Source organism: Desulfovibrio sp. (assembly GCF_018379785.1).
GTDB lineage: Bacteria > Desulfobacterota > Desulfovibrionia > Desulfovibrionales > Desulfovibrionaceae > Desulfovibrio.
The window spans coordinates 1-21,632 of the sequence record NZ_JAGZUV010000044.1; the positions used below are offsets into that span (position 1 = coordinate 1).

General features: G+C 62.5%; 17 protein-coding genes and 1 pseudogene. 4 read left to right on the forward strand and 14 right to left on the reverse strand.

The window, feature by feature from the left end:
- Positions 1 to 257 (forward strand): annotated as a pseudogene (locus KH208_RS10100) (hypothetical protein); the annotation flags it as partial.
- Between the two features lie 119 nt (positions 258 to 376).
- Here KH208_RS10100 and KH208_RS10105 read toward each other — a convergent pair.
- Positions 377 to 1,042, reverse strand: a complete 666-nt coding sequence (locus KH208_RS10105; protein WP_062253298.1) for a DedA family protein — start codon at positions 1,040 to 1,042, stop codon at positions 377 to 379.
- A 252-nt stretch (positions 1,043 to 1,294) separates the two neighbouring features.
- On the opposite strand from KH208_RS10105, the gene KH208_RS10110 reads away from it, so the two are divergent.
- From KH208_RS10110 to KH208_RS10120, 3 genes are all read left to right on the forward strand, one after another.
- Positions 1,295 to 2,383: a hypothetical protein gene (locus tag KH208_RS10110; RefSeq protein WP_291435972.1), complete on the forward strand. Its 1,089-nt coding sequence runs from the start codon at positions 1,295 to 1,297 to the stop codon at positions 2,381 to 2,383.
- Positions 2,384 to 2,622: 239 nt separating this feature from the next.
- Positions 2,623 to 3,162, forward strand: a complete 540-nt coding sequence (locus KH208_RS10115) for a hypothetical protein (protein ID WP_291435975.1) — start codon at positions 2,623 to 2,625, stop codon at positions 3,160 to 3,162.
- A 150-nt stretch (positions 3,163 to 3,312) separates the two neighbouring features.
- Positions 3,313 to 3,717 (forward strand): hypothetical protein, encoded by a 405-nt coding sequence (locus tag KH208_RS10120; RefSeq protein WP_291435976.1) that lies wholly within the window; start codon positions 3,313 to 3,315, stop codon positions 3,715 to 3,717.
- 432 nt (positions 3,718 to 4,149) lie between these two features.
- Here the strand turns inward: KH208_RS10120 and KH208_RS10125 are convergent, their stop codons facing one another.
- The 13 genes from KH208_RS10125 to KH208_RS10185 all read right to left on the reverse strand — a co-directional run bounded on the left by KH208_RS10125 (position 4,150) and on the right by KH208_RS10185 (position 21,620).
- The gene (locus KH208_RS10125; RefSeq protein ID WP_062253306.1) at positions 4,150 to 4,467 is read right to left on the reverse strand and encodes a DUF190 domain-containing protein; all 318 of its coding nucleotides are present in this window, start codon (positions 4,465 to 4,467) and stop codon (positions 4,150 to 4,152) included.
- 153 nt (positions 4,468 to 4,620) lie between these two features.
- Positions 4,621 to 5,019: a fluoride efflux transporter CrcB gene (crcB, locus tag KH208_RS10130; protein WP_062253308.1), complete on the reverse strand. Its 399-nt coding sequence runs from the start codon at positions 5,017 to 5,019 to the stop codon at positions 4,621 to 4,623.
- A 395-nt stretch (positions 5,020 to 5,414) separates the two neighbouring features.
- The gene (locus tag KH208_RS10135) at positions 5,415 to 7,103 is read right to left on the reverse strand and encodes an L-lactate permease (protein ID WP_291435980.1); all 1,689 of its coding nucleotides are present in this window, start codon (positions 7,101 to 7,103) and stop codon (positions 5,415 to 5,417) included.
- Between the two features lie 316 nt (positions 7,104 to 7,419).
- On the reverse strand, positions 7,420 to 9,573 hold the full coding sequence (gene ldhH / locus KH208_RS10140; RefSeq protein ID WP_009302860.1) for an L-lactate dehydrogenase (quinone) large subunit LdhH: 2,154 nt from the start codon (positions 9,571 to 9,573) through the stop codon (positions 7,420 to 7,422).
- Between the two features lie 4 nt (positions 9,574 to 9,577).
- Positions 9,578 to 10,210, reverse strand: coding sequence for a lactate utilization protein (locus KH208_RS10145; protein WP_291435982.1), 633 nt, complete (start codon positions 10,208 to 10,210; stop codon positions 9,578 to 9,580).
- Positions 10,211 to 10,341: 131 nt separating this feature from the next.
- Positions 10,342 to 11,643, reverse strand: a complete 1,302-nt coding sequence (locus KH208_RS10150) for a (Fe-S)-binding protein (RefSeq protein WP_008681968.1) — start codon at positions 11,641 to 11,643, stop codon at positions 10,342 to 10,344.
- A gap of 3 nt (positions 11,644 to 11,646) precedes the next feature.
- A complete protein-coding gene (locus KH208_RS10155) occupies positions 11,647 to 13,032 on the reverse strand; it encodes an FAD-linked oxidase C-terminal domain-containing protein (RefSeq protein ID WP_291435985.1) in 1,386 nt (461 codons plus the stop codon).
- Between the two features lie 568 nt (positions 13,033 to 13,600).
- A complete protein-coding gene (locus KH208_RS10160) occupies positions 13,601 to 14,068 on the reverse strand; it encodes an EVE domain-containing protein (RefSeq protein WP_291435987.1) in 468 nt (155 codons plus the stop codon).
- Positions 14,069 to 14,280: 212 nt separating this feature from the next.
- On the reverse strand, positions 14,281 to 14,856 hold the full coding sequence (locus KH208_RS10165) for a cytochrome b/b6 domain-containing protein (RefSeq protein ID WP_291435989.1): 576 nt from the start codon (positions 14,854 to 14,856) through the stop codon (positions 14,281 to 14,283).
- Positions 14,857 to 15,208: 352 nt separating this feature from the next.
- On the reverse strand, positions 15,209 to 16,423 hold the full coding sequence (locus KH208_RS10170) for a bifunctional 3,4-dihydroxy-2-butanone-4-phosphate synthase/GTP cyclohydrolase II (protein WP_291435992.1): 1,215 nt from the start codon (positions 16,421 to 16,423) through the stop codon (positions 15,209 to 15,211).
- Positions 16,424 to 16,697: 274 nt separating this feature from the next.
- A complete protein-coding gene (locus KH208_RS10175) occupies positions 16,698 to 17,414 on the reverse strand; it encodes a YkgJ family cysteine cluster protein (RefSeq protein WP_291435994.1) in 717 nt (238 codons plus the stop codon).
- A 13-nt stretch (positions 17,415 to 17,427) separates the two neighbouring features.
- The gene (locus tag KH208_RS10180) at positions 17,428 to 18,474 is read right to left on the reverse strand and encodes an alpha/beta hydrolase (protein ID WP_291435996.1); all 1,047 of its coding nucleotides are present in this window, start codon (positions 18,472 to 18,474) and stop codon (positions 17,428 to 17,430) included.
- A 14-nt stretch (positions 18,475 to 18,488) separates the two neighbouring features.
- A complete protein-coding gene (locus KH208_RS10185; protein WP_291435997.1) occupies positions 18,489 to 21,620 on the reverse strand; it encodes an efflux RND transporter permease subunit in 3,132 nt (1,043 codons plus the stop codon).
- Between the last annotated feature and the right edge of the window lie 12 nt (positions 21,621 to 21,632).

Below are 21,632 nucleotides of genomic sequence, written 5' to 3' on the forward strand. Positions count from 1 at the left end.
TGGCCAGGGCCCTGGTGGGCCGCCCGGATATTTTGCTGCTGGACGAGCCCTGTTCCGGCCTGGACGCGGAAAGCCGCGCCCGCTACCTGGCCCTGCTGGACCGGCTGGCCGGACAGCCGGAAGAGAGGGAGCAGGACGGACGGGATATCCCTGGGGGCGTGCATCTGGTTTTCGTCTCCCACCACGGAGAGGACGCCCCGCTCTGCGTCAACCGCGAGGCGCGCATGGAAAGAGGGCGGTTGGTCGTGCGGCGCTGAATGCCCGGACATTCCCGGCAAGGGTTTTGCAGACAACAGACGCCCGCGAAAACGGACTTTCGCGGGCGCCCGGCATTAAAAATTTCTTATTTCAGATCGAAGAACAAAAAACGAGGCGCTCAGCGCGCGTCAGGGCCGCCGTCCTTCTTTTTCCGCCCCCACTTGGCCCGGATCACTTCAACAGCCACGGGCAATACGGAAATGACGATAATAGCATAGACGATGATGCCGAAATTCTCGCGCACCCAGGTGAGGTTGCCCAGGAAATAACCGGCGGACACAAGCCCGCCCACCCAGAGAATGCAGCCGGTAATATTGTAGAAAAAGAAGGTGGTGGGGTGCATCAGGGCGATGCCCGCCACAAAGGGCGCAAATGTGCGCACAATGGGCACAAAACGCGCCAGCACAATGGCTTTGCCGCCGTGCCGCTCATAGAACTGATGGGCCTTGAGCAAATGCTCTTTCTTGATCAGCCGGTTTTCGCGGGAAAAAATGGCCGGTCCCACATGCCGTCCGATGCAGTAGTTCACGGCGTCGCCCAAAATACCGGCGGCCAGCAGTACCAGCATGATCTCGCCGTAGCCCATGAGCCCCGCGCCCGCCACCACGCCGGAAGCAAACAGCAGGGAATCGCCCGGCAGAAAAGGCGTGACCACCAGGCCGGTTTCACAAAAGACGATGACGAAAAGAATTGCATAGACCCAGAGCCCGTACTGCTCCACCAGCTCAAACAGATGCACGTCAATGTGCAGCACAAAATCCAGAAAATAACTGACCATTTCCATCCGGGATGATCTCCTTGCCTGCCGGTTTCGCGGCGGGCACTCCGCCCCGCTCCGGCCCCACTCTTGTACCGCAAGCCGGCTTGTGGCACAACAACGCCTATGCCCCGATATCTCTCAGAACAGACCCCCCTTGCGCATCCGCCTCTTCTCGGCGCGTGCTCCGCCCTCGGGTGCGGACGTCAACGTCCGCCGGGGCGGCGCGCATTTTCACCATACCACATCCGGCTCTTCATTCCGCTGCTGTTTTTTCTTTTGTCGGCTGTCCCGGCAGGCAGCGCCGCGGCGGCCGATTCCTACCAGGTAGGCTTCCGCACGCTGGGACAGTGGTCGGCGGACACCAATCTGCGCCTGGACGTCAATATCTGGTATCCCAGCCTCCGGCCCCCGCGCGAACTTAATTACGCGCCCTGGACCATTGCCGCCGCGCGTAACGGCAAGCCGGTGGAGGGGCGCTTTCCCCTGCTGCTCTTGTCCCACGCGTCGCCGGGCACGCGTTTTTCCTACCATGATACAGCCGCCTGGCTGGCTTCCTGCGGTTTTGTGGTGGCCGCACCCACCCATTCCCAGGACTGCATGGACGACATGAGCCTGCTTTTCACCTGGCGCCAGATAGGAACCAGAGCCAAAGAACTTTCGTCCACCATCGACCTTTTGCTGGCCGACCAGGAGCTTGCCGCCAGCATTGATAAAAACCGCATCGGCCTGCTGGGCTTCGGCACGGGGGGCACCGCCGCCCTGCTGCTGGGCGGGGCCCTGCCTGACTGCGCCTCCTGGCCGGAATACTGCGCAAAAGCCGGACGCCGGGATATGTATTGCAACCGTTGGGCAAGGGACCGGGTAAACGCCATCTGCCAAAGCCTGCCGCTGACGGAAAGCCTGGCCGATCCCCGGATCAAGGCCGTGGCCGCTGCCGCCCCCGGTTTCGGCATGCTGTTCAGCCCCGCGTCCTTTCGCTATTTTTACCCGCCGCTGCTGCTTATCGCCGCCGAAAGCGACGTCATGAACCGCCCTTCCCTGCACGCCGATGCCATTGCCCGGCTGCTGAACGGCAAGGCCCGCTATCTCAGTCTTCCGGGCGCGGATACCGGCGCGCTGATGTCTCCCTGCCCGGAGGCCCTGGCCGCTGAGCTGCCCGAACTCTGCCGCTCCGTGAGCCCGGAGGAGCGCCGGGCCATTCACCGGCACATGGATGACGCCCTCAGCGACTTTTTTCTTCATGTTCTGGGCAGCGGTAAAAATCTGCCCGTTATTCCCCCGCCGCCGGACCTGACGCCGCCGCCTCCGCCCGCGCCGCAGCTCCCCGCGCCCGCGCCGCGTCCACGGCAGCACCGCTCTCGCTGAGCCGCGTTGCGAAAGGTACCGGCGGCTTGACAACGCTAGTGCGAATCACTAGCCTCTCCACAGTACATAGATGCTTTCAAAGCCGGTTTTATACCAGACGACGGTCCGTGGGGCCAGAAAACCGCTCCCCAGGATATATATCTATCCATTTCTGACCGGGTCCGGCAACGGGCGTAGGGAAAGACGCCCTCAAAACCAGCTGGGGTTCGTATAACAGCATGAAGAGACTGATCATTTGCATGCTATGCCTGCTGCTGGCACCGGCGTTTCCGGGGATGTGCGCGGCGGCTGTGGACAGCGGGGTGAAGGCCGCCGACGGCTGGGTAATCATGCCTGCCGGAGCGCGGCCCACATATATGGGCATTCATGGGGGCACCATGCCGGTCAGTTTGCTGGTATCCGGCGACGGTTCCTCCCTGTTGACCTTTGTGGGGCGCACGGGCAACGATTTTCTGGATGTGCTGCGCCGCACCGATGTCCGTATGCCCAGCCTGCTCAACGCCACCGCGGCGCGGGATGCCGCCGACGGCGGACTGTTGACCGGCGGCACGGTATTGATGGCGGGCAGCGCTGCCAGCAGCATGCCGGTGATTTATCTTACGGGCGAAGGTTTCGCGCGCGCCGCGCCCTCGCCGGACCAACTTCAGCCCTTCGGTCTTTCCGACAAGCCTCTCTCCATTGAAGGGCAAGTAGCTAAGCCGGCCCATCTTTCCCCGGCAAAAAGGTACCGTCTGTTTTTTCAGCCGCAGTATCTGCAACCCCGCCGCAGCCTGAATTAGTTCAGCACGAAGTGGAGACGGCGGGCTTTTTGCCGCCGAGCGTGAGCTATTTATTTGATTTTCCAGGAATATCGTAAAACAAATAAAAACTGGATTTTTATAAAAGTTTGACTATAATCCAGCGGAATTCACCCGCACAGGAGCGAAACCATGCCCCTTTCCACATATCTGAACGATATGGAAAAACTGTACTCGGCCCGTCTGGCGCATGTTTCATCGGAGCCGACCCAATTGCTGTTCTGCCAGGGCTTGAAATTCCTCATAGAAAATGTGGCGGATTTTGACGCGTGCGTACCTGAGACCAATCCGTTCTACCAGGAATTCGTCAAGCTGCTGGGAGCGGGCATTGCCGGCGATGAAGACTGTTTCAGTCTTTTTGAATGCCTGGCCATCTTCTTCCGCCTCAGGCAGCATGAAAACCCGGTCCGGGCCCTGAGCCCCATTGAGCAGCAGGTTCTGCACCATTTTGAGCATTGCGGCGAGTGGCAGCCTCAGGACAATACCCTGGTCAGCCTCTGGTATTGGTGGCGTATTCCGTCGCTGCCGGCGCACTAGAGCCTGCCGGGCATAAGCCCTCCTCACGCGGCCGGGAAAAACGCTTGGGAGCATGCGCTCTTATGGCTTCTGAGCGAAATATGGCGAAAAAGCGGCCGCGTCGGGAAGGATTGCAGCGGATGCTGCTGTTTCAGGGCTACAATGCCTTAGGCGTACAGGCCGGTCCAGCCTGAAAAAATCAGAGAAGAAAAATCTGACGACAAGCGGAGCAAGGGTATCTTTGCGCCGCTCTGGGTATTGACATTGTTCTCAATAGGGGCGGCAGTGTCCGTTAGCGTGTAGTGCGCGGCAAAGAACACGCTGCCGTTCGTGAGATTCTGAATACTCGCCGCCAAGGCAATCCCGCGCCTTTCCGCCCATGACCGCCACAGCGGCCATGCTTTCCCGGACAGATTCTTATGACAGGCGCGCTCTGGAACATCAGAAGCGCGCCTATTTTTCGCCGGTAATGCCAAACTCCACCGGCACTTTGGTATAAAAAATGCGCAGGCCTTCGGCCGCAATGCGGGCGAACAGGCGTTCCGCCGCTTCGTCGCTGAGCGCCATGGTCACTTCCAGCGGTTGCTCGGCCAGCTCGAAAAAGTTGGCCCAATGCAGCCTGCCGTCCCGTCCGTAACCGCCTTGAGCCGCGCTCATGGTCGCGCCGCTGATGCCGAGAGCCTTTGCCTCCGCCACCAGCCATTCGGCAATGCTGCGCGTGCCGTGGCTGCGGCCCTGCTGCGTGTAAAACGTCAGTTGCCAGCCCCGCATGGCCGCCTCCTTTTTCAAATGAATCTGTCTTGAGAATGAACCCATTCCCCACGGCTTGCGCGTTCCGCCTTACCCGCCCGTAATGCACGGCATTCACGAGTGTTCACGCGATGTCCGCCGTAGTGCTTCAGACCGACAACAAAAGACGATTTGTCAGCGCCACGAGCCCAAAAGACAGCGGATCAGGGCAAAGGTGCCCATGCCCAGAAAAGTCATGGCCAGAGAACCGCAGACATGCAGCGCCACGGCTCCTCCGGCCCAGAACAATCGCCCCTGCTGAATCAGGGTCGCCACTTCCGCGGAAAAGGTGGAGAAGGTGGTCAGCGCGCCCAGAAAGCCCGTCACCACCAGTAGGCGCCATTCCGCGCCCAGCGAAGGGAAAAAGGCAAAAATGCTGAGCGCCAGGCCGATGATATAGCCCCCCAGCCAGTTGGCGGCCAGGGTGCCCAAGGGCAGGGTCGGAAAGACGGGGTTCAGCGCCAGGCCGAGCAGCCAGCGCAAGACGGCCCCGGCCGACGCGCCCACGCAGATGGCAAGCAGAGAATGGATCATGGCCGGCCCCCTCAGACTGATGGCAAACCCCGCTTGCACGGTGCTTGTGCCGCCATCGGCTCGTTTTCAGAAAAACTTGCCGGGCACCCTTCGGGCAGCTCGCGGCACGGCAACGCCGTGACCTGCTTCTGATTTTTGACCGCGTTGACGTTGTCAACGCTCCAGTGCCTGTCAAGGCTATAGAATTTTTGTTCGCCCGCAAGGAAGAGAAAACTGCTTTGAGAAAGTGTACTCTTGCCTCAGCCGTTACAGCGAAGCTGCTTACGAATAAGGACAGCAGAGATCTGGCACTCGACCGAGGCTGCCGCACGCGGCAGGAGGGCAAAAAGGCATAGCGTTGGCAAGGCCCACAGGCGTCCGGCCCCATACGGGGCCGGACGCCTGTGGATCAGATTTTAGAACACGTTGGGATTCATGGCGATGAGCACCCAGCAGATGATGCCCACGACAATGCCGTAGAGCATGAAGGGCCAGAAGGTGCGCTTGAGCACCTCGCCTTCACGGCCGGAGAGGCCCACCACGGCGCAGGCGGCCACGATGTTGTGCACGCAGATCATATTGCCCATGGCGCCGCCCACGGCCTGGGCGGCCACGATGATCTGGCGGGGCAATCCCAGTGCGCCCGCCATGCCCCACTGGAATTCACCGAACATCAGGTCGGAAACCGTGTTGGAGCCGGTAATGAACGCGCCGAGGCCGCCCACGAAAGCGGCCAGCATGGGCCAGACGCTGCCGGCGGCGGCGGCCACGGCCTCGGCCAGGGCCAGAGGCATGGAGGGCGCGCCCAGCGGATTGGTGGCGGAACCGCGGAAGATGGACACCAGAGCCACGGCGAAGATCAGGGCGATGGTCGGGGCCTTCATCTTGCGGAAACTCTCGGCCCAGGCGTCCTTCACGGCGGAGCCGGGCATCTTGTGCAGCAGAATGGTCAGCAGGGCCACTACAACGAAGAAGGTGCCGGGCACATAGAGGTAATCAATGCTGGCGCTGACGCCCTTGAAGCCCAGGATGTCGACGAAGTTCAGCTTCTGGGCCGTGAGCCAGGCCTTGAGGCCCAACTGGGGAATACGGGAGATGACCAGCAGGGCGCAGATGATCACATAGGGCAGCCAGGCCATGAACTGGCTCATGTGGGCCTGGAATTCGGTCTTGGTGTTCAAAGGCACGGTGCCGGACCAGGAGGGGTCCCACTCACTGTGCGGCGCGAAGCCCCAGACGTCCTTGGGCACGCAGAAGCCTTTCTTGGTGCCCCAGATCACCACGGCCAGGCCGAGCAGGCCGCCGAGCATGCTGGGGAATTCCGGCCCGAGCAGCCAGGCGCAGAGCAGATAGGGGATCAGGAAGCAGACCGCGGCGAACACGCAGTATTTCCAGGCCCGAAAGCCGATGGACCAGGACTTTTCCGCGCCGAAGAAGCGGGTCAGGAAGCCGAGCATGAAGATGGTCAGAATGATGGCCATGGGGGCGTGCATGAAAGTGGCCCACTCGCCCACGGCTTTGCAGAAACCGTCATACGTGGTGAAAGGGAGGTTGGGATTGTTGGCGACGGCTTCGGCCACGGGGCCTTTCAGGAAGCCGAAGCCCACGATGACCGGCGTGCCCACCGCGCCGAAGGTCACGGGCACGCTGTTGAAGACCAGGCAGATCACCGCGGCCGCCATGGCCGGGAAGCCCAGGGCGAGCAGCAGGGGCGCGGCCAGGGCCGCCGGTGTGCCGAAGCCCGCCGCGCCTTCGATGAACGCGCCGAACATGAAGCCGATGATGATGGCCTGGAGGCGCCGGTCACGGCTTACATTCTGCATGCCGTGCTGAATGGTCTCCATGCCCCCGCTTTTTTCCAGGGTGTACAAAATAAGAATGGCGCCGAAGACGATAATCAGCACACCCACGGCCACCACCACGCCTTGCAGGGAAAGCGCCAGCAGATACATGACGTCCAGATTCCAGCCGATCAGGCCGCAGATCACGCAGGCGAGCCAAGCTACGGGCATGGCCCGTGTGGCGGGCCAACGCAAACCCACCATCAGGACAAGGGCCGCCACAATGGGGATGACCGCCAGTAACGCCAGCATTCCAATAGACATGAAAACCTCCCTTAGTTAACCGGGTCCGCGGGATCGGAGCAGTTGACGCACGTCATGCGTGAACTGCCCAAGGCCATTCCTCCGCCGGAAAACATCCGGCGTTTTTTCCAGGCCGATCCCGCCCCCTCCGCGCCGGCACGCGGAACAGAGCACCTTTGATACCAGTTCTTCATCGATAACGTAAAACGCTATAAAAACGCAAGGGCACGCCGCTTTTTTCTTTGCAACGGCGTGCCCTTATTTGAGGTTTTTTTCGGCGCGGCCGGGGTTCCCGGAGCGGGAGCCCCCGGCGCCCCTGCCTCCGGGGCGCGCCGCGCTAACGTTTGAGGTTTTCGGCCAGAAGTTCCGCGATGTGCTGCACTTTGACGTTAAGGCCCGTCTTTTCAGCGCCGCCGCGCAGCTGCATGACGCAACCGGGGCAGTCCACCACCAGGCGGGCGGCGCGTGTTTCACGGACGTTCTTCAGCTTCTTGTCCAGCAGTTGGGCCGAGATTTCCGGGAATTTCATGGAATACGTGCCGCCGAAGCCGCAGCAGACTTCTTCCTCCTCGCAGGGCACGTACTGGGCCGCGTCCGCGATGAGTTCACGCGGGGCCTCCTTGACGCCCAGGCCCCGGCAGAGGTGGCAGGAGGCGTGGTAGGTGACCCTTTCGCCGGAATTGGTGAAGTCCTCGGGCTTGAGGCCCAGGCGGTCGCGCACGAAGGAGCTGAAGTCGATAACCTTGTCCGCGAAAATCTTGGCCTGGGGCAGGATATCCGGCTCATTCTCCAGGATTTTCGGATAGGTGTGCTTCAGATGCGACGCGCAACTGGCGCAAAGCGTGATGATGGCGTCGTACTTGCCCACGGCAAAGGCCTGAATGTTCTGTTTGGCCACGTCCACCGAGGTTTTGCGCTGGCCCATCATTTCCAGGGGCAGGCCGCAGCAGGTCTGCTCCATGGGAAATTCCACTTCCACGTTTTTGGCCGCCAGAATCTTCACGCAGGCTTCAAGCTGCTCGGGATAGACGAAATCCTGGGCGCAGCCGCTGAAAATGGCCACCCGCATGGTGGGATTCTGGGCCTTGGGCGCGATTTCCGGCCAGCGGTCGCGGAAGGACTTGTTCGCAATGGCGGGCAGGGCCTTGAAGCCGTGCTTGCCCAGGAATATGGCCGGAAGATGACGCTGGAACTGCGTGCCGCCGGTAAAGGGTTTCTGGGCGTATTTGGCGAACTTGAGCAGGCTGTGGAAAAGCTTGCGGTTTTTCATCACCGAGGCCAGGAGAGCCGCCTGAGCTCCGCCGCCCTGCTCTTCCGTGACCCGGCTGCGGATCTCGCGGATCAGACGCGGCAGGTCGATGCCGCCCGCGCAGACATTGGCGCAGGATTCGCAGCCCACGCAGTTCTGGCAGAGCACCTTGGCCTTGTCCTTGCCGTGGAAGAAATAGGTCAGGATCAGGCCGATGGCGCCGATGTAGATGTAGCCCATCTTGTGGCCGCCCACCAAGCGGAACACCGGACAGACGTTGGCGCAGGCGCCGCAGCGCACGCAGCGGAAAATCTGCGAGAACAGCGGATCCTTGGCGATTTCGGTACGGCCGTTGTCCAGAAAGACCACGTGCATGATCTTTTTGTTGCCCGGCGCAGAAGCGCAGGGACCGGCCCCGCACATCCAGGTCACATAGGAGGTCAGGCGCTGGGCCGTGGCGTTGCGCGGCAGCACCAGCAGGGCGGTGAGGGCCTGGTCCAGGGTGGGGATCAGTTTGTCCAGACCGGCAATGGCCACATGCACACGCGGCAGGGTGGTGACCATGCGGGCATTGCCTTCGTTGGTCACGGTGGACACGGCCCCGTTTTCGGCCACGGCGAAGTTGCAGCCGCTGACGCCCATGTCCGCCGCGATGAACTTGCGGCGCAACTGCACGCGGGCCACCTTGACCAGCTTCTGGACGTCGGTGTCCTGCTTTTCGCCCGTGGCCTTGGTGAAGTCGTCGGCCACCTGGTAGCGCGAAAGATGGATGGCGGGCATGACCATGTGCGAGGGGCCTTCATGGCGCAGCTGGATGATCCATTCGCCCAGGTCCGTCTCGTCCACAATCAGGCCTTCGGCCTCCAGCGCGGGATTGAGCTGGATTTCCTCGGCGGTCATGGATTTGGATTTGACCACCCGCTTGACGTCGTTTTCCTTGGCGATGCGGGCGATGATCTCATTGGCTTCCTTGGCCGTGGCCGCGCGATGCACGTGCACGCCGCGCTTTTCCGCCTGCTCCTTGAACTGCTGGTAGAGTTCCTCCATGTGCTGGCAGGCGTAGTCCTTGGCTTCGGCTATCTTGGCGATGAGGCCGCGCTCGTCCACTTCCTGGAAGACGGCTTCGCGGTTGGCCCGGTAGGACACGGCAAAGGTGTCCAGAGTGCGGCGCAGAAAATCGTCCTGCAGGGCCTCATCGATTTGCTTGCGGTAATCGGAAAGAGATTTGGGGGCTTCATGCATGGCCTCAGTCCTCCAGAAGAATGATGTGCAGTTCCAGCGGGCCGTGCACGCCCACAGCGCCCACCCGCTCGATGTCCGCGGTGCGGCTCGGGCCGGTGATCAGCGTGGTGTACGTGGCGGGCGCGGCGTTCATGCGTTCGCGCAGAAGCTGGGCAATGGAAGGAAGATCGGGATAAATGTCGGACTTGCGCAGCAGGATGACGTGGATTTCCGAGATCATGCCGGCCAGACGAACGTCCTCGTTATCCGTGTTCATCATGCAGGTGCCGCTGCCGGCCACGCCGAGCTCGGCGCGGGACAGGCCCACGTCGATGCCGGCCAGATGGTTGCGCAGGCCGTTGCGCAGGCAGGCAAAGCCCTTTTCCTCGCAGGCCAGGGCCAGGACGGCGAAATCCTCGTCGTCAAGGTCCGGCGCGGCCACAATGCGCTGCACACGGGTGGGCACCTTGTTGGGGCCCAGCGGGCCCTGCTGCACGCCGGGCTCGTCGGCCAGCAGTTCGGCCGGGGCTTTGTTTTCACAGACATCCACCACATACTGCAGGGCCGCCGCCATGGACGGCACTTCCTGCACCACGGCGTTGACTATGGCGGCTTTGGCGCTGAAGGCCTCTACCAGTTCCGGGTTCACAGGGGGCATAGCGTACTCCTTTGAACGGCGTTAACACCTTTTGACTTGAACGGATATACAGCGTGAAGCGCGCCGGACGGCAGACGGCGGAACGTTGTTCGCATTCCACCGCCGCCGGGGGGCGATACGGAGCCTGACGCCTACTTCAGGCTTTCCGCGTAGATTTCCACCGGATGTTTGACCCGCACGGGGTCGTTGTTGTGCGAAAGCACATCCTCCAGTTGCATCATGCAGGCCGGACAGGCCGCCGCCACTACCTGCGCGCCCGTGGCAACCACATTGTCGCGCTTGCGCTGGCCGATCCGGCGTGAATAATCGTAGTGGAAAAGGTTGAAGGAACCGCCGCAGCCGCAGCAGCGGTCGGCCTCTTCCATTTCCGTGAGCTTGTAGCCGGGGTTGGCCGCGATGACCGCGCGCGGCTGCGCGGTCACGCCCAGCGATTTCTTGAGGTGACAGGAATCGTGATAGGTGACGGGCACGGCGTCGCCGGAGGCAGCCGCTGCTTCCACCTTGAGCACGTCCACCAAAAACGCGTTGATATCCATGGTCTTTTCCGCCAGTTTTTCAGCCTGTTTCTGTTCCAGGCTGCCCAGGCGTCCGGCGTAACGCGGCCAGAGCTCCTTGATGGTGGAGGTGCAGGAAGCGCAGGGGCTCAGCAAATAGTCGAAATCGCCCTTGCCGAGCACTTCAAGATTGACCTTCATCTGCTTGATCATGCCCTCGGCGTCGCCGGAGGACAGCGCGGGAATGCCGCAGCAGGCCAGGCCCACGGGCATGAAGACCGCCACCTTGTGGTGACGCAGCACCTTGAGGCAGGCTTCGGCCATGTCCGTGTACATCTTGTCGCCCAGGCAACCCGGGTAAAAAGCCACTTTCAGGCCGCCCTCGGACCGGGAAGGCCGGGGCTCGTCCAGCGCGCCGTAAACGGCGTGCAGGGGCTTTTTCGCCAACGGCCGGATATGCCTGTCGCCCAGCATGAAGTTGAGCATGGGCGCGCAGACCGTGCCCTGGGCGTCGCCGGTTTTGCGGAAGATCAGGCCCTGCATGGGCGCGCCCACGCGCATGGCGAAGTTGAACAGACCGGGCTTGGCCAGCAGGGTGCGGAAAACCATTTTCTTCACCGGGTGCAGGCCGATATAGGCATTGACCAGCTCGCGCGCCTCCATGAAGACTTCCATGATTTTCACGCCCGGAGGGCAGGCGGCCTGGCAGGAGCCGCAGAGCAGGCAGCGGCCGAGCTTGTCGGCCAGGGCCTCGGGGTCCTTGAGCAACTCATGGGCCATATTGTTGATCAGGAAAAGCTTGCCGCGCGCCACGTCGGCTTCCTTGCCGGAGGCCCCGAACATGGGGCAGACCGACTGGCACATGCCGCACTTCATGCAGGCGGTGATCCTGTCGTCCAGCGCCATGAGGCGCTGGGCCAATTCGTGCAGATTGTTCATGAACTAAATCCCCACTAATTTAGTGGAATTGAGCAGGCCCTTGGGGTCCAGGGCGCGGCGCAGCCGCTGTGAGAACAGGATCGTGCCGCGCGAGGTTTCCTTTTCCATCCACTTGGCCTTGGCCGTGCCGATGCCGTGCTCGCCCGAGAGAGTGCCCTGGAGCCTGATGGCCGTGTCGAACATTTCGTCGATGGCCGCCTCCACCCGCTTGAACTCTTCGGCGTCGCGCTTGTCACAGAGGAAGGTGGGGTGCAGGTTGCCGTCGCCGGCATGGCCGAAGGTGCCCACCTCCACCTTGTATTTGGCCGCGATGTCGTTGACGGCCTTCATCATGGCCGGGATCTGCGAACGGGGCACGGTGGCGTCTTCCAGCACGGTGGTGGGACGGCAGCGGGCCAGCACCGGCAGGGCCATGCGCCGGGCTTCCCAGAGTTTGAATTTCTCGGCCGCGTCCTTGGGCACATGTACGGCCACGGCCTTGTTTTCCTTGAGCACGCGCTCCACGGCCTCGGCGTCGTCCGCCACCTGGGCGGGGTGTCCGTCCACCTCAATGAGCAGGATGGCCGCCGCGTCGCGCGGCAGACCGGCCTTGGTGAAGTCGTCCACGCGCACGATGGTGTTGTTGTCCAGAAATTCCAGGGTACAGGGCAGCACGTGGGCCGCAATGATCCCGGCCACGGCCTCGGCGGCGTTCTGCATGTCGTCGAAGACGGCCATGAGGGCCTTGGAGGCCTTGGGCGGCGGCACCAGCTTGAGGATGGCCTGGGAAATGACGCCCAGGGTGCCCTCGGACTGGATCAGCATGCCCGCCAGATTGTAGCCGGTGACGCATTTCACCGTGCGCGAGCCGGTTTTGACCACCTCGCCCGTGGCGTCGAAGAATTCGACGCCCATGAGGTAATCCTTGGTCACGCCGTACTTGAGACCGCGCAGGCCGCCCGCGTTCTCGGCGATATTGCCGCCGATGGTGGACACGGCCTGGGAGCCCGGATCCGGCGGATAGAACAGATTTTTCTTGGCAACGGCGGCGGCGAAGTCGGCGGTGATCACGCCCGGCTCCACCACGGCATAGAGGTCATTGGAATTGATCTCCAGGATGCGGTTCAGGCCGGTAGTCAGGACCACCACGGTATCGCTGTGGTCCGGAATGGTGCCGCCGGACAGGTTGGTGCCCGCGCCGCGCACGGTCATGGGAATGCCGTTGTCATAAAGTTTTTTGACGCAGAGGCCCAGTTGCTCGGTGGTCGTGGGCCGGAGCACCATCGCCGGAACCACCGGTTCAAGCACCGCCGAGTCAAATGAATAACTCTGGCGGTCAGCCTCGGAAGTGAACACATTTTCCTTGCCGATCAGGTCTTCAAAATCCTTGATCAACGCCTGGCTTGCCATAGAGCCTCCTTGCACGCTCTCGCATCATCGTATCCTGAAACATTCTGTAAACGGACGATTCGTCCTTTGCCCCGGCGGAACCGCCCCGGTGTCTGATCGCGAACACTTCGAGCATGGCTATGCTCTCAATTTTTGCAGGATCGCCAACGAAAAAACGTGGTCTTCCGCTGACTCACGGCGGCTATGCCGCCACAACACCCTACGGGTTTTGCGGTCCAGATTTTTCAAATCAGACACTGGGAGTCTGTTCGCAGCCGCCGGAACAATGGGTCTTTCCGCTGTCGCATTGCCTTACGGGAACAGGCCGCGCACGGCGCGGCCCGAAAACTGTAAAAGTCCGGTCCCAAAGCGCGAAAACCACGCCAACACTTGGGATTCTTTGCACAATGTGACTGTATAGCCTGCTTTGTCATTTTTGCAAAGAGGACTTTCCGAAAAAATACAGTGGTATCACCATCAACATAGCAGCAAAACTTGGTGATACAGAGGCCGCCCGCAACGGCCCGACCTTGCCCGGCGGCCGTTGTGCGGGCATGGCCGTTCGGCACACGGCTTGCGGCCGGAGAAGTCAGGGGCGCGGGATCTTGGCCAGATTGCAGATGAAGGCGAAGGCTTTGGCGTCCACGGGCTGCACGGAAAGGCGGCTGCCCCGTTTCATCAGCTCCATGCCGGACAACTCGGGCCAGGCGGCCAGCTCCTTGCGGCTCAGGGGCTGCGGCAGGGCGCGGCGCAGGCGCACGTCCACCATTTCCCAAATGGGCTTCTCCGGCGTGGCCTTGGGGTCGAAATGCTGATTTTCAGGATCCTGGGCCGTGGCATCCGGGTAGGCCGCGCGCACGATTTCCACAATGCCCACAATGCCCGGCTGCTGCCCGCTGTGGTAAAAAAATCCCAGATCGCCCACTCGCATGGCGCGCATGAAATTGCGGGCCTGATAGTTGCGCACCCCGTCCCAGGACGTGGTCTGGTTGGGAGAATTCTCCAGATCCTGCCAGGAGAAACAACCGGGTTCCGTCTTGAAAAGCCAGTAATTCATGCCTCGCCCTTTCCCTATTAAAAAGAATTATTCTCATTTACATATGGAGCCGAACCGCCCTCTCGTCAATGCCCGTGCGATGCAAAAACACCGCCCGTGGGCGGTGTGATGCAAGGCGCGCTGTCGGGGATTCCCACGCGGTACAGCGTCAATCCGGCAGTTTTCCGGAGTCCCGGTCCGCTTCAGACGGGTCGGGACTCCGGAAAAACGACTTACTTTTTCGCCACCCGCCGCTGCCAGACAAAGAAATGCAGCAAAGCCATGCCGCCGTGGCCGATGAGATACACGATTAACAGCCAGGCAATCCACTCGTGCGCTACGCGCCAGCCATGCGCTGCGGGCGAACCGTCCCGCCAGAGCCAGAACCAGGTCAGGCCGGAAAAGGCGGTCAGCAGCAACGCTCCCAGGCCCAGGCCCTGTACGGAAGTAGCCAGGCCGCCGGGCCGGGGAGCCACGAGTTGGCCGTGCAGGCTGGAGATCAGATCCTTGCGGATTTGTTCCACGTCACCCCAGAGATAGGGGAAAAAATATTTCAGGCCGTGTTTGCCCAGGCTGTAGGCCGCGAGAATCACGCCCAGCACGCACAGGCTCATGCCTTCCAGCATGTGATACCAGGCCGTCCAGGAAGCCCCGTCCGGCGTTACCCGCATCAGTGTGCTGCTGCACAGCTGCAGGATGACGAAAAGAACCACCAGCGCATGCAGCACGCGCAGAAAAGGGTTCTGAAAGAAACCCATGAACCGCCACAGCAGCTCGGACTGGGTTTTGATCAGCTCTTGTATCTTCATAGTCTTCTCCCGGTGGTCCTCCCTCGGGAAGCGGGGCCGGAACTCAGGCATTCGATCCGGCCGGGCGCGTTCCGCTACGTGCCCCGGAACGCGGGCAACGGCTGACATGTACGCTTAAAAGCGCCAAAACGCCATGCCCGGATTTCCCAGGGGAAATCCGGGCATGAAATACAATCAGCGCCGGGAACAGACAGACCAGAGACAGACCAGGGACTGTTGACACTATAGAATTTTTGTTCGCCCGCAAGGAAGATAAACCTGCTTTGAAGGAGTGTACTCTTTTGGTACTCGACTGAAAAAGCAGATGAAATCTAACGCAGCGAGCGGGCAAAAAGGCATCGTGCCAAAGTTTCTAATGGCAGCGGATGCCGCTCAGCAGATGCGCCATCTTCTCTTTCTTGGTGCGCAGATAGGCTTCATTTTCCGGGCAGGATTCGATTTCGATGGGCACGCGCTCCACGATTTCAATGCCGTAGCCTGAAAGCCCGACGATTTTCTTGGGATTATTGGTCAGCAGGCGGATCTTGCGGATGCCCAGATCCACCAGGATCTGCGCGCCGGTGCCGTAGTCGCGCAGGTCGTCGGGGAAGCCCAGCATGCGGTTGGCCTCCACCGTGTCGTAGCCCTGGTCCTGCAGGGCATAGGCCCGGATCTTGTTGGCAAGGCCGATGCCGCGCCCTTCCTGGCGCATGTAGAGCAGCACCCCGCGCCCTTCCTGTTCGATCTGGCGCAGGGCCGCGCCGAGCTGGCCCCGGCAATCGCAGCGCAACGAGCCCAGGGCGTCGCCGGTCAGGCACTGGCTGTGCACGCGCACCAGCACGGGCTCCGGTCCGCTGATGTCGCCCTTGACCAGGGCCAGGTGGGTGCCGGGCTCCAGTTCGCTCTCGTAGGCATAGACCGTGAAGTCGCCGTACAGGCTGGGCAGATGGGCGTGCGCGTCGCAACGCACGGAAACCTGGCCGCGTTCCAAACGGTAGCGGATGATGTCTCGGACCGCCGCGATCCTGATATCGTGCTCGGCGGCGAATTTCTCCAGGTCCGGCATGCGGGCCATGGTGCCGTCGTCGCGCATGATCTCGCAGATCACGGCCGCCGGTTTGAGGCCCGCCAGGCGGGCCAGATCCACGCTGCCCTCGGTCTGGCCGGTGCGCGACAGCACGCCCCCGGCTTTGGCCCGGAGCGGAAAGACATGGCCGGGCGAAACAATGTCCTCGGGCCGGGCGTTGTCCGCCACGGCGGCCTTGATGGTGGCGGCGCGGTCAGCGGCGGAAATGCCGGTGGAAATGCCCTCGCGGGCCTCAATGGAAATCGTGAAATTGGTTCCGAAACGCGAACCGTTGCGCTGGGTCATCAGAGGCAGTTGCAGGCGGTCGGTCAGTTCCGGGGCCATGGGCAGGCAGATCAGGCCGCGCCCGAAACGGGCCATGAAATTGATGGCTTCCGGCGTGACGTGTTCGGCGGCCATGGTCAGGTCGCCCTCGTTCTCGCGGTCCTCATCGTCCACCAGAATGACCATCTTACCCTGCCGGATGTCGGCAACGGCTTCTTCAACGCTGCACAAAGGCATGACTACGTCCTTGTAAAGTTACTGTCGTGATCGGGATTTGGCTGCGGCAAAAGTAGGGCGGGCGCGGGCTTCTGTCAACCGGGCGCGGCTTGTCCCGCAGGGCAATCGGATGAATGCCCCCATCGCCGGATATTCTTTTGCTTTCATACGTGCGTCTTGCTTCCTCATGCCCGCGAACGCAGCCGACACAGCCGGCAAGCGAGGAAGGACCGGCTTTGCGGGAATTTTGCAAAATCCGCCTTTTCCGCGCTGTTCATTCGATTGCCCTGGCTGTTTATTCCACCCGCAGGCCCACGTCCCGCAGCAGGGCCGTCAGCGGCCTGCCCAACAGAAAAGGCAACACCCGCGCGGGCACGCGGCCGCGCGTGACGCAGAGTTCGCGGAAGGCCGCGTCGTAACGGACCAGCTCCGCCAGTTCGGCGCGCGCGGCTTCCAGGTCCGCCGCCGCGAGCGGGGCGGGAGCGGGCGCAAGGCGGGGCCGGAACCCCAGAGCCGACGCCAGGGACAGGGCCCGGCCCGCCGGGCAGGCCTCGTCATGGGCTTCGGCCAGTTCCGGCCAGCAGGCACGCGCGGCGGGCGGCAGGCCCGGCCCGGCACCCGCCAAAACTTCCAAGGCGGCGCAACGGCCCAGGCTTTGCCCGTGGGCCAGCAAAGTCTCCAGGGGAGCGGTATCCGCGCAGAGCAGAATACGGCACTGCGCGGGACGCCGGGCGTAAATGCCGCAGCCCGCGCCGTCCCTGTAGTACAGACAGCGCCAGGGGCGGCCGGGCTCTCCCGTGCCCGCCAGTTTGAGCAATTCCCTGCCCAGAGGCCGCAACGCGCCGCGCGCGTCGTCACGCGCCCACTCTCCGGCCCGCAGGCAAACCAGGGCTCCCAGCGGCAAAGCTCCTTTCCCTGTCAACAGGGCGGCATCCTCGCGCATCAGGGTGGGGCCGCCGCGCAGACAACATTCTCCGCAACGGCGGCAGCGCCCGGCGGGCGTTTCAGGCATGGGCGTCGGCATGTTATCGCGGCAGCGGGGCAAGAAATTTCAGGGCAATGAATCGCCTGACCTCTTCCCAGGCGTGCCTGCTTTCCGGCAGGGCGTCCCCGAAAATCTGAAAAACATGAAACAGGCCGTAATAACGGGTCAGGGTGGCGTCCACGCCCGCGTCCAGGGCATGCCGGTAGACGATTTCGGAGTCGCTTTCCAGAATTTCGTCCGTGCCCACCTGGATCAGCATGGGCGGAAAGCCCGTATAGGATGCGAAGACCGGGGAAAGATAGGGATTTTTAGGGTCCGTTTTGCCCACATAGCTCAGGATAAAAGGCAGGGTCTTGGGCATGACCCCGTCCTTGGGCGGCATGTATTCGGGATTGTTGCCGAAAATGGGATCAATATCCGCATTTTTAATGTGCGATTCGCCCGAGCCGGTCATATCCGTCCACGGCGACATGCAGACCAGGGCGCGGGGCAGCGGCCTGCCCGCGTCGCGCAGCCTGAGGGTCAGGGCCAGGGCCAGATTGCCGCCCGCGCTGTCCCCCACCACTAGAATGTTTTCCGGCTTGTAGCCCTGGGCCAGCAGCCAGTCCCAGGCGTCCAGGGCGTCGTCCAGGGCCGCCGGAAAGACGTGTTCCGGGGCCAGGCGATAGTCCGGGCTGAACACGTCGGCATCCCCGGCCATGCGCGAATAGCGCACGGCCATGCCGCGGTAGATATTGGAAAGTTTCAGGATATAGGCCCCGCCGTGCAACAGCAAAACCGCCCGCTCATGGGGCGCGCCGTCCTTGTGCAGGAGTTCGGCGCCGCAGTTTTTAAGGGCCGCGCGCGTAATCGCATAGCCTCGCGGGGCTTTCCAGGACGACTCGCTGTTGACGTAGCCGCGCGCCGCGCGCAGAAAATTGTCCCCTCTGAGTCCGGGCACGCGCAGTAAAAGGCGCAGGCCGTCGCGCACCACGCCCGACTGCACGGAAAGTTTGGGACCGTCGGCATTGAAACAGCGCGTGCTCTCGGCCGCCCCAGCCGGGGCGGCGCAGAGCAGCGCCAGCAGGAGAACATATATTTTTTTCATGGTAACCTCGTGCCTCATGCGCCGGAACCGGCGCTTGCTTCCGACCCGCCGTCATGGAAGCGTCCACCGTAGCTGCGGTTCAGACGGCGGGAGAACTTTTCCATATAATAGTAATACACCGGCGTGATGTAGAGGGTCACGATCTGCGAAAAACACAGGCCGCCCACCACGGCCAGGCCCAGAGGCCGCCGGGCCTCGGCCCCGGCCCCGATGCCGATGGCAATTGGCAGCGCGCCCATGAGCGCGGCCATGGTCGTCATCATGATGGGCCGGAAACGCACATGGCAGCCTTCGGTAATGGCGGCCAGGGGCGTGGTCGAAGGGTCGCGCCGCTGGGCCTCCAGGGCGAAGTCCAGCATCATGATGGCGTTTTTCTTGACGATGCCCAGGAGCATGATCACGCCCACAAAGCCGTAGAGATCCAGCTCCAGGCCGAACAGCCAGAGCGTCGCCAGCGCGCCGAAACCCGCCGAAGGCAGGCCGGAAAGAATGGTCAGGGGGTGGATGAAGCTCTCATAGAGGATGCCCAGCACCAGATAGATGACCACGATAGCCAGGATCAGCAGCCAGCCCATGCCCTGAAGGGAATTCTGAAAGGCCTGGGCCGTGCCCTGGGATTCGGCGGTCACCGAATCGGGCAGCAAAGGCCGGGCCGTGGCTTCCACTGCCCCCACGCCCTGGCTCAGAGCCACGCCGGGCCGCAGATTGTACGAAATGGTCACGGCCGGAAACTGCCCGTTGTGGTTCACGGCAATGGGCCCCACGCCGGGCGAGAGTTTGGCCAGGGTGTCCAGAGGCACCAGATCCCCGTCCTTGGAACGCACGTACAGACGGGACAGGGCCGAGCTGTCCTGCTGAAAGCGCTTCTGCAATTCCACAAAGACCTTGTAGTCATTGGTGGGCGCATAAATAGTGGAAATCTCGCGCGAGCCGTAGGCCGATTGCAGGGCCAGTTCGATCTGCTGCGGGCTCACGCCCAGAGCGGCGGCCCGGTTACGGTCGATGGTCACGCGCAGCTCCGGGTTCTTGAGCTGCAGATCGCTGTTCACGTCCTGGATTTCGGGCAGCCTGCGCAGGGCCTCCTCCACTTTCTGGGCGCTGTCGTAAAGGGCCGCCATGTCCGGCCCGGACAGGGTATACTGATACAGGGCCTTGGAGGACCGGCCGCCGATGTTGATGGCCGGGGGCACGCGCACAAAAACCCGCAGGGCCGGGGAAGTGTTCAGCTCCCGCCGCAGGCGCTGGGCCACGGTCTCGATGTTCGGGCGCTGGTCGTAGGGCTTGAGGTGCATGAGCAGAATGCCGTTGTTCATGCTCTGGCTGGAACCCACAATGCCCACCACGGAATTGAACATGGAGACATGAGGCTGCTTTTCCAGCAGGGGGTCCAGCTTGTGCTGGGCGTCCACCATGCCCTGGAAGGAGACGCCCTGCTCCGCTTCGGTGCTGGCGACCAGAAAGCCCATGTCCTCGGCGGGCAGAAAGCCCTTGGGCATGACCACGCCCAGCCAGACGGTCAGGACCAGCAGGCCCAGGGAGGCGCCGAGCGCGGCCAGGCGGTGGCGCAGCACGTACTCCAGCGAACGGGCATAGCCCGCCGCCAGGCAGTCGAACATGCGCTCCAGGCTGCCGTAGATGCCCTCATACCCGGCCTTGTGCTTCTGCCCGGCCTTCAGAAAATAGGCGCAGAGCATGGGCGTGAGCGTGAGCGAAACCACGCCGGAACAGAGAATGGCCGTGATGATGACCACCGCGAACTCCCGGAACAGCCGCCCCACGATGCCGCCCATGAACAGCACGGGAATGAAGACCGCCGCCAGGGAGATGGTCATGGAGACAATGGTGAAGCCGATTTCCGCCGAGCCGTCGTAGGCCGCCGTGAGGGGATCCTTGCCCATTTCCTGATGACGGACGATGTTTTCCAGCATGACGATGGCGTCGTCCACCACAAAGCCCACGGCGAGCGTCAGGGCCATGAGCGAAAGATTGTCCAGGCTGTAGCCCAGCACGGCCATGACCGCGAAGGTGGAAATCACGGACATGGGCAGGGCCAGGCTGGGAATGACCGTGGCCGGGAGATTGCGCAGAAAGATGAAGATGACCAGCACCACCAGAAAAACCGTGAGCACCAGAGTGAACTTCACGTCGGCCACGGATTCTCGGATGGATTCCGAACGGTCGTAAAAAACATCCACCTTGACCGAAGGCGGCACCTGGCGCTCCAGGGCGGGCAGCAGCTTGCGGATGGCGTCCACCACCTGCACGGTGTTGGTGCCGGGCTGGCGTTCCACGGCCAGGGTGATGCTGGGCACGCCGCCGTTGCTCCAGGATATCTGCTTGTCCTGCTGCACGCTGTCTTCCACCGTGCCCAGATCGCGCAGGCGCACGGGCGCGCCGTTACGGTAGGCCACCACCGTGTCGCGGAAGGCCCGGGCGTTGAGCAGCTGGCCTGAGGATTTGATGGAGCTGGCCCGCTGCTCGCCCTCCAGGGAACCGGTGGGCAGCATGGAGTTGGCGGCGGCCACAGCGTCGGCCACCTCGTCGATGCCCAGCCCGCGCGAGGCCAGCTCGTCCGGGTCCAGCTGCACGCGCACGGCGTATTTCTTCTGGCCGTAAATGACCACCTGGGCCACGCCTTCCACCATGGACAGGCGCTGGCCGATGAGCGTGTCCGCGTATTCGTTGAGCTTATACAGCGGCAGGGTCGGCGAGGAAACGCGCAGATAGAGAATGGGCATGTCCGCCGGGTTGACCTTGCGGAAGCTGGGCGGCGTGGTCATGCTGGTGGGCAGGCGGCGCTGGGCCAGGCCGATGGCCGACTGCACGTCCAGGGCCGCCGCGTCGATATTCCTGTCCAGGGCGAACTGGATGATGATGCGGGTGCGGCCCACGGCATTGACCGAGGAAATGGAATCAATGCCCGCGATGGTGAAAAATTCCTTTTCCAGGGGCGTCGCCACGGAGGCGGCCATGGTTTCCGGGTCCGCGCCCGCCAGATCGGCCATGACCTGGATGGTGGGAAAGTCCACGTTGGGCAGCTGGTTCACCGGCAGGGAAAGGTAGCCGGTCACGCCGAAAAAGAGCATGCCCAGCATGAGCAGGGCGGTGGCGACCGGACGGCGGATGAAGACGGCGGCTATATTCATGGCTGGAGTATG